This is a genomic window from bacterium (assembly GCA_040757115.1).
GTDB lineage: Bacteria > UBA9089 > CG2-30-40-21 > CG2-30-40-21 > SBAY01 > JBFLXS01.
Genome location: JBFLYA010000141.1, coordinates 1 through 9,680 on the forward strand (window position 1 = coordinate 1; position 9,680 = coordinate 9,680).

Sequence of the window (9,680 nt, forward strand, 5' to 3'; positions counted from 1 at the left end):
CTTGATCGGGCAAGCCCAAGCGGCAGAGTGCTTATCAATAATGATGATACCTATGTGGCAACCAGAACAGTAACCCTTAGCTTTACTTATGCAGACCAGATGAGTGGAGTAGATAAGATAAGGTATGGGACTTCAAGTGCCGGGTTAATATTAGTGTCCTGGGGGACACCGACACAAACAGCGACTATCGAATTATCCGCAGACGGCACACAGACTATTTATTATCAGATAAAGGACATCGTAGGCTGGATAAGTGGGACGATTACGGATAGTATCATCGTTGATACTCGGCGACCAGTTGTAGGAACAATAACCATTATCTATCCTACTATTATAATCTATCCTCAAGGAACTCAGACACGGGCAAAAGAAGGTGATGCAGTTACTATTAAAGCAGAGATTACTGATGCAGGGACAGGAATTATTGAGGTTACTCTTGATGCCACACTTTTGTGTGGACAGAAGAATATACCGATGAATTATGACGGAGCTGGAGTTTATACCACTCAAGTTATACTTTCTGGAACTCCAGCAGGGACAGAAACTTTGGCATTATTTACTATTACTGCTCAGGATAAAGCATTAAATACAGGAACAAATACCAGTGTGGTATTCATAGATAATAAATACCCTGAATTTGGCACTATCACTTCTAATAAACCTACTTATATGAATACAGATGAGATAAGATTGACAGTAACTATGGATTCGGCTGCATATACATTAACGGCTGATTTTTCTCCTATTGATAGTACTTATCGGATAGGAATGGAACAGGTTACTTTAGACGGAGCAACATATACGATTAGATATACTATTGGAAGTTTAAATACTCATCCTGATGGTGCGTATTCTATCTGGATAAGTGCAAGAGACCAAGCGGCAAATATTGATAAATTAAGTATAAGTCTTGAGTTAAAGAATGAGACTCCAGTTCAGCGTTTAACTGCAGAACCGAATGTAGTAAGAGATGGAGATACAATAACCTTTACATACTTAGGTGTTAAAGCAGGATTAGTAGCAATTATTCCTCTCTATAGAATTCAGGTGCTTGATAATCAGGCAGTTGCCACTATTACTTTACATGATGATGCTATCCCACCGGATGAAGTAGCCAATGATGGTGTATATACAGGAACTCATACAATTTCTGGTTCAAATACGGTTGCTGATGGGTCATATAAGATATTTGGATATGTATACGACCCATCAACTCCTGCAATAGTATTAGAGCCGTGGACTACAGTTACTTTAGATAAGGGGACTCCTACAGTTTTTCTTGGGACTATTGTTCCTCGATTAACAGTGAATTACTTAACTATAATGGGAACAGCCACAGACCAACTTTCAGTAATTCATGTAGAGTATGATTTAGATGATAGTAATATCTGGCTTCCTGCGGAGTCAAACGATGGATTATTTGATGAAGGTACAGAATCATTTACTATAAAATTGTCCAATCTTGAAGAAGGGACTCATACAATAAAAGTAAGGGCTATAGATGCAGTAGGTAATGAGAGTGAGTTAGCTATTGGAACATTCAGTGTTGATACTCATGGACCTGTGGTAACTAATGTTCAGATTACACCACCAATTACTAATATTTCACCAATGATTACAGGGACAGTAACAGATGAATACAATGCACCGGTATTGGTTAATTTCTATCTTGATAAATATTATGGTACTAATACACCAGTTTGGGGGACAATGACAATTGGTTCTCCAGGTTCATTAACATCAGATATATATGGGACAATAAATGTAGAAAGTTTAACAGATGGGATACATATAGTTTATCTTCAGGCAAAGGATGATTTTGGTAACTGGGGACCTGTGACAGAGGTATCATTTAGATATTCGAGGACAGAATTATTAGTCTATATATCTAATATAGTTCCAGACCCAAGGGCGACTAAGTCAGTTACTATTACTGGTTATGTGCTATCTACAGCGGCTAAGATAGAAGGAATATCATATAAAGTTAATGCAGGGAGTTGGGTATTGATAGGGACACCTACCGATGGGATGTATGATGAATTAAAGGAGGAGTTTGAGATAATTAATCCTCCTGGTGTTGACGAAGGGACAAATACGATTATAGTAGCAGGTTCAGACACTACAACTAATGTTGGTTATGGAAGTAAGACTTTTGTAGTTGATTTGACTGTACCTTATGGGAGATTTACGATTAACTACGATGCCACCTATACCACCACGAGGAATGTAACCTTAACCGGGTTTGAGTATGACGATGGTGCAGGTAGTGGCATAGACCAGATACGATTCAGGAATGAGGTAGATACCTTCTGGACGGTGTGGCAGGATATAATCGATATGCGGACATGGATGTTATCGGCAGAAGGTAGTGGCGAGACACGGACAGTGCATATGCAGGTTAAAGATAAGGCAGGCAATATGGCAACTTACACCGATACCATATTGTATGATAAGACAGCACCATCAGGCACAATCACGATACTTGGACAGGATAGGAGAGAAGAATATGCCACAGCAACTACGGTTGCTCTGGTGATAAGTGGGTTGCCAATAGATATAGACCAGATGCGGTTCACTAATAATGGAGATATATGGAGTGAATGGGGCACAGCGACTATGGGGACATTAACCTGGCAACTTGATTTTGGATTAAAGCCAACAGAGGTATTAACAGATGGGACACGGACAGTCTGGATGGAGGTAAAGGATATATCAGGGAAGACAGCGATATACTATGATTCCATCATTCTTGACACAACAGCACCAGCTGGGGCAATTACCATCAAGGCAGGAGATATTTACAGCACAGGGACAGGCGTGAGTATCCTATTGGAGTATAGTGATAATATGAGTGGGGTAGTGAGATTGTTGTATCGAGAGGATGGGACAGAGACCTGGAGTCAGATAAATATTGGCACATTGACCAGTGGAGCGACAACTACCACTGTTACTTTAACTGGAGGAGATGGGATACGGACGGTTTATTATCAGATAGTGGATGTTGTCAGATGGAATTCCGGGACGATAAGCGATAGCATTATTTTAGATACAACTTTACCTGTTACTACTCTCAATGGGATAATCAGTGTTCAAGTAAAGAATGATATAATCATTACTGGGACAGCAACCGATATCCTAAGTCAAATAGTTAGAGTAGAGTATCGTATAGATTCTGGCAGTTGGATTCAGGCAGAGTCTAACGATGGCAAATTTGATTCTGGGACAGAGGCATTTAGTATCATATTAGTAGAATTACCAGAAGGGACACATACCATTACCGCCCACGCAATAGATGCCGCTGGCAATATTGGTCTATCGACTTCTACTACATTTTTAGTTGATACACAAGGACCTATGCTTTCTAATATTCAAATTACACCTCAGATAACCAATAAATCGCCAGTAATTACGGGGACAGTAACAGATGAATACAATGCACCAATAGAGGTAAGATATTGGATAGATACATACTATGGCACAAATACACCCAATTATGCGACAATGACAATTTTATCACGAGGACGGTTACAGTCAGATATTACAGGGACGATTAATGTCTCTGGATTGGAAGAAGGGGAACATACAGTCTTTATTCAATCTATGGATTCAGTTGGCAACTGGGGAGAGGTAGCAATATCCAAATTTATTTATTCCAGAACAGGGTTAATTGTTGAGATTACACAAGCCCCAGCTGAAATTACCAATCAAGGCACTGTTAGTATTAGTGGACTTGCATATAATATTACAGGGGTTAAGATTATAGAAATTAGGTGTATGTTAGATGATAAGAATATAGGCACTTATACCTATGATACTATTGTTGCCAAATATGTTTTTGGGACAATTACTGGCTTTGTTGACGGAACACATACCATATCTATTATTGCTAAAGATGCGGCGCTAAATCAGGCCACTGCCACTACAAAATTCTTTGTTGACCGCACAAAACCAACTATTGGGACTATTAATGTTATATATCCAACTGGACAAACACGGGTTAAAGAAGGAGATGTTGTGACCATCAAAGTAGAAGTTACTGAGACAGGGACACCGTCAGGTATTTCTCAGGTGCTATTAGATGCAAGCAATATAGGAGGAGAGGCTAATCAGGTAATGAGTCATAATGGCGATACTTATACCGCACAAGTAACCCTATCTGATACTTCCCCTAATATAGAAATAGAAAGATTGATTACAATAAAGACTACAGACCGGGCTAATAATTATAACGAGGGCACTCAAACTGTATTTATAGACAATAAACCACCTGTATTCTACTCTATTGATAGTAACAAGGATATTTATAAAGATGGAGAGACTATCATTCTAACGATTAAATTAGATTCTGGTTCTTATACCTTACGGGCAGATTTTTCAGATATAGATAGTACCTATCAGGTTGGCTCTGAAACAAGGGCTTATAATGATGGAACTTATACAATAACCTATACAATTAGTCTGAATAATACCATTCGTGATGGTAAATATTCCATTCCAGTTTTTGCCACAGACCAGGCGAATAATATTACAGAAAGGCATATTAGCATTGACCTCAACAATCTTGCTACAGGTGTATTTACTGCTCAACCAGATGAAGTAAAGAATGGGGATACAATAATATTTACCTATACTCTTCCACAAAATGGTAGTTTTACTGCCTGTATAATTAATCTATTCAACCTTGATAGCACAGTTTCTGGTACGGTAACGATGAGTGATATGGGTAATGGAATTTATAAGCTTATACACCTAATAAGTTTAGCCAATACCTGTACCAGTGGGACTAAGATAATCCACGCAAATATTTATGATACTAAAGGTAATCTATTTGGTTCAGATACAGTGGCAGTTGTTTTAGATAATCAACCGCCGGAAGTTTTAGGTACAATTTCACAAAATATCCGACCAAAACCAGTAGAAAAGGATGGTAGATTAGAGATTTATGTGGCAGAGATAGAAATATTTGGGTCTATTACAGGGGAGGCAAGATTAGTCTGGTGGAAGAGTGGGAATATAATAAGCAATAAAGTTATTATGGTAGATAGTGGGTTTTACTTTAATCATGTGCCGGTAGAAATGGGAACAAATCCTGTAACTATTTTTGTTGAGGATGAAATTGGCAATGTCGGTAGTAAGACAGTTGTCCTTTATCGGATAGAAGGTAAGGTATCTAAACCAGTTGGTGAGGCAGGTGGTGTCGTCGAAAATCCTGATGGCACTAAGGTAGAAATTCCATCTAATGCATTACTGGTTGTTATAAATATTAGTATTAATACCTTACCAGCAGAGATAGAGGCAGAAAAGAAACCAGTGAACGATAATATCCAATTATTAGGTATTCCGCATGAATTTGGTCCTTCAGGGATAGTATTTTATCAGCCAGTTAAGATGGTTTTTGTTTATACTGATGTTGACCTTGAACGATTTGCCGCCAAAGTAGGAAGACCGATTGATGAGAGTGAATTAAAGATATTTTTCTGGGATGAAGAAAGGCATGATTGGATTAAAGTAGGTGGTGTTGTAGATGCCAATAATAATACAATTTGGGTTTATGTTAATCACTTCACGATTTATGACCTTGGGATAGATACTGCTCCGCCACCTACACAACCAGCAGTTTATATCAATAGAAATCCATTTAAGTTTGGTGAAGTAACAGAATTTATGGCTGATTTACCAAATAATACAAGCAAAGTTACTGTCCGCATATTTGACCTTTCAGGGGACTTAGTGCGGGTAATAACAGAAGACCAGTCTTTAAGGGATAAGAAAGGACAATCGAGTGTTAATTTAGGTAGTTGGGATGGAATGAATGATTTTGGGAATTATGTCGGTAGTGGGATTTATATCTATCAGGTAATTATAACTTTCACAGATGGTAGCACTTATGTGAAAACTAAACCAATTGGAGTGGTGAAGTAAAGTTCCTTTTAAGAATTTCACGCAAAGGACGCAAAGAAGCGCAAAAGGACGCAAAAAAGGTTGAACGAACTTATGACAGAGAATGAGATATCATATAAAATCATCGGTGTTGCTTTAGAAATCCATAAAAAATTAGGACCAGGTTTTGTTAGAGTCAGTATATGAGAATGTTTTAGCCTATGACCTTATAAAAATAGGAATGAATGTTAAAACACAAGTTCCAATACCTTTACTTTACGAAGAAGTCAAGGAATTGTAAATAAGTTGTGAACCTTTGCGATTCTTTGCGTGAGGTCTTTGCGATTCTTTGCGTGAAATCTTTAACAACAAGGAATTATCTGTGATTTCCTGCAAAGATTCGTAGAAAAAAAGGAGGTAGGAGTAAATGTTTATTTTAGAATTATTTAAGAAGATGGGGATAGCGGTAACCGATACTATTCTTCTCCCAATCAATTTTACCCGAGATACAGTGACAAAGTTTAATCTTCAGACTATCAGACGAACTTTACAAATTGTATCAGCCGCAGAGTATGCTACCGCAAGTAGGGCATTCCCTGAGAATTTAGATGTGCCGGCGTTTAAAAGATACCTATCCCCAATTCCAAAGGTAATGCTTAAACTATCTATTAAGGAAGGTAATGACAGTAATCAGGTAACGGTTGTGGAATCAGGCGACCTTAAACCAACAGGAGATGGCAAAGTAGGTGGATATGTTTATAATTCTCTGACAGGTGATATAAAGATAAACCATACAGAAAAAGATATAGCCGGTACACCGTATAATGAATATTAATCTGAAGCCTCTTGGGTTTAAAAAATTGCCACCTGTGCGGTTAAATGTAAAATGGATAATGTAAAATGAGAAATGTAAAATGAAAATGTATAACTGAAAGGTAATGAGTCTTGCGAAGTACTAAAATTTCCCATTTTTCATTTCCTATTTTACATTTTACATTTATTTTTCCTTTGCGTCTCTGCGATGAATTAGTCTAATCGCACAGGTGGAAAAATTGTAGTAACTATTTACCCAAATGAAGTGCAAGGTAACCGAAATTGAAATAAGTGAGGTGATTCCGATGACAAAATGGTTAGTGACTCTCATTATTTTCTTAAGTTTTGTAGAAGAGGGTCTTAGTCTGCCAATAGACTTACAGTTAGGTGCCAGACCGCAAGGTATAGGTGGGGCTTTTGTGGCTATGGTAGATGATGTCAATGCCGTTTACTGGAATCCAGCCGGATTAACTCAAATTAAAACCTTCGAAGCGGCATTTATGCATGTGAACCCTTTTAGTATAGAGGAAGCAAGTATTGATTTCTCATCATTAGCCATACCAACAGGTCAGACAGGTGCGTTTGGTGTTAGCTGGATACACCAGGGAGCAGAATTAGAAGAGGGTAGGGGACAAACATATAAAAAATCTGATATGTCAGAAAATATCTTTGTGTTGTCTCTTGCCCGTAAGATTATGCCTGAACTTTCCTGTGGGGTAAATATTAAAAGATTAAGAATAGACTCTGAGATAGGTGGTGGCGGTGGATTTGGGTATGATCTGGGATTACTTTATACAACACAACATATTGCCTTTCTGAATAACCTTTCTTTTGGAATGATGGCTCGAAATGTGTTTACTGATTTAAAAGATGAATCTGTCCCTGCGACTTTGAGAATGGGTGCAGCAACAAAGGTGTATTATGACCGAGTAGGCATAGCGGCTGATATGGAAAAGAAAAAAGAAGTCAACAAAGAGAAAAATTCATATCAATTCCATTTTGGTGGTGAATATGCCATAACCCGCACTATGTTAGTTCGCTTAGGTAATGATGATGGGGATTGGACTTATGGAGTAGGATTTCTGCTTTACAACTGGGAATTAGATTATGCCTTCTATCGCATCAAAGAATATGACCTCGATTATTCCCACCGTATCTCTGCAACAATAAAGTTTTAATTATTGTGTAGATGAAGAAAAGAAGACAAAAGTCAGAAGACAGAGGACAGAGGAGGAAACAGAGAAGGTGAAGAAAGGAATGAATTAAATGTCCATAAAGGTAGATGAGTTTATAAAAAAGAAGCTTAAAAGACTTAAAGGTGTAGGGAAAGAAATATTTCCCATCCTTGTTACCCATATGATATCAGAACCAGATGCAGAGGAATATGTAAAGGAAAAGGGCATTACCCTTTATTATTCCTATGATTTTTAGTAACTATTCAGCCACTGATTCACACGGATTAGCACGGATAAATACAGAGGGCAGAGGACAGAGGGCAGAAGGCAGAGGATAGAAGACAGAGGTCAGAAGCAAGTTGTCCCCTGCTGGCGGGGGATTAAGGGGGTGGAAGTTAGGAGGAGAAAAGCCCTTCAGCCTGATTACAAACACGGAAAACGGACACGGATTACGAATTTTCAGTGTTTCATCTGTGTCCATCTGTGGCTGAATAATTGCCTTTTCCTATGCATCATAATTTATCCAGAGCCTTCTTTGAAGAGAAAAAGAGAGAATAACTGGCTATACTTTTAATTTCGTGCAAAAGTTTTAGTTGACAAATTCAAAAAAGATTATTATAATAACTTCAACAGGGTTTAAAAGATTTGAAAATAAAAGGGAGGGAAGTAAATAAAAGGAGATGTGTTGCTGATGGTTAATTGCCCTTATCCTAAATGTGGTAGAGAAGTTGAACCTGCACCAAATTTTTGCCCCTCTTGCTATGAAAAGATTATTCTCTGTCCAATCTGTAGAACTACAAACAGGAATTTAGCTACATTCTGCCATAAGTGTGGCAGGGAATTACAAGAAAGCCCGGATTATAAGATGTACAAAGCTAATCCTCAACTTACTGGTTTCTCTCCGGTGAATTCCCCCCCAGAAATTGAAGAACTAAACCTACAATGGCAGACAAACATAAATGCCGAAGTCTTCTCCTCTTTAACTACTGCCTATGGCTATATCTTTGTCTGTTCAAAAGATGGTATAGTGCATATCCTTAGACAATCTAATGGGCAAGAAATTTGCCGCCTTTCGATTCAAGAGCCTCATGAAACAAATTTGACTCCTGCTATCTTTAACTGGAGTTTCGTTAATTTAAGGAGCCATTGAGGCTATCTGAATCCTTATCAATCTGTTTATTTTGCTCAAAGATGGCAAAATTAGGCTCAAAAGTCTGATGATTTTCGACCTGTGAAATAAGTTGACCTGGGAAAACAAAATTATACTCCACTGCTTGGTGTAAGAAAAGGAGATAAGGAGATTAAGGAGATAAGGGGATATTATTCTAATTCCACTCTTCTAAAATCTGCCTTTTCTTTAGCAAAGTTTACAAGAATAGCCACCTTTACACCTGTAGCTTTTAAATAAGAGCGAACCTGAGCATAATGAGCTTTGCTTAATTCCTCCACCGTTTTTAGTTCTACTATTACCTTGCTTTCTACAAGAATATCCAATCTGTGTTTCCCAATTTCTGGTGGTGTCTGAAGATAACGCTAATAGTGAAATCTATGCAGATTTGGTGTAAAAAAGGGGATAAGGAGATAAAGGGAGATATGGAGATTATTCATAGTCCTTTCCAAAATTTTAGAATGAATTTATCTCCTTATCTCCATAATCCCCATATCTCCTTTTCTTACACTATTTCAACCTTTATGCTAGTACTGTGTTAAGTAAATTTTTTCACAGTTTTTTCTAAAGTTTTGCTGATAAAATGACGATAATTCCACGTGGGCATAGAAATTTTAAGGAGGAAAGAATTATGCAAAAAAGAT

General features: G+C 37.8%; 8 protein-coding genes. 7 read left to right on the forward strand and 1 reads right to left on the reverse strand.

The window, feature by feature from the left end:
• The first annotated feature begins 27 nt into the window (after positions 1-27).
• The 6 genes from AB1422_12450 to AB1422_12475 all read left to right on the forward strand — a co-directional run bounded on the left by AB1422_12450 (position 28) and on the right by AB1422_12475 (position 9,018).
• On the forward strand, positions 28-5,922 hold the full coding sequence (locus tag AB1422_12450) for a hypothetical protein (GenBank protein MEW6620123.1): 5,895 nt from the start codon (positions 28-30) through the stop codon (positions 5,920-5,922).
• Between the two features lie 145 nt (positions 5,923-6,067).
• Positions 6,068-6,181, forward strand: a complete 114-nt coding sequence (locus AB1422_12455) for a GxxExxY protein (GenBank protein ID MEW6620124.1) — start codon at positions 6,068-6,070, stop codon at positions 6,179-6,181.
• Positions 6,182-6,307: 126 nt separating this feature from the next.
• The gene (locus AB1422_12460; GenBank protein MEW6620125.1) at positions 6,308-6,715 is read left to right on the forward strand and encodes a hypothetical protein; all 408 of its coding nucleotides are present in this window, start codon (positions 6,308-6,310) and stop codon (positions 6,713-6,715) included.
• A 283-nt stretch (positions 6,716-6,998) separates the two neighbouring features.
• Entirely contained in the window at positions 6,999-7,871 is an 873-nt protein-coding gene (locus AB1422_12465; protein ID MEW6620126.1) for a PorV/PorQ family protein, read from the forward strand.
• Between the two features lie 88 nt (positions 7,872-7,959).
• Positions 7,960-8,124, forward strand: coding sequence for a hypothetical protein (locus AB1422_12470; protein MEW6620127.1), 165 nt, complete (start codon positions 7,960-7,962; stop codon positions 8,122-8,124).
• A gap of 435 nt (positions 8,125-8,559) precedes the next feature.
• Complete coding sequence (locus AB1422_12475) at positions 8,560-9,018, forward strand: zinc ribbon domain-containing protein (GenBank protein ID MEW6620128.1); 459 nt, start codon at positions 8,560-8,562, stop codon at positions 9,016-9,018.
• A gap of 170 nt (positions 9,019-9,188) precedes the next feature.
• On the opposite strand, the gene AB1422_12480 is transcribed toward AB1422_12475, so the two are convergent.
• Entirely contained in the window at positions 9,189-9,377 is a 189-nt protein-coding gene (locus AB1422_12480) for a GxxExxY protein (GenBank protein MEW6620129.1), read from the reverse strand.
• A gap of 39 nt (positions 9,378-9,416) precedes the next feature.
• Here AB1422_12480 and AB1422_12485 point away from each other — a divergent pair, with 39 nt between their 5' ends.
• Positions 9,417-9,578, forward strand: a complete 162-nt coding sequence (locus tag AB1422_12485) for a hypothetical protein (GenBank protein MEW6620130.1) — start codon at positions 9,417-9,419, stop codon at positions 9,576-9,578.
• Positions 9,579-9,680 lie beyond the last annotated feature (102 nt).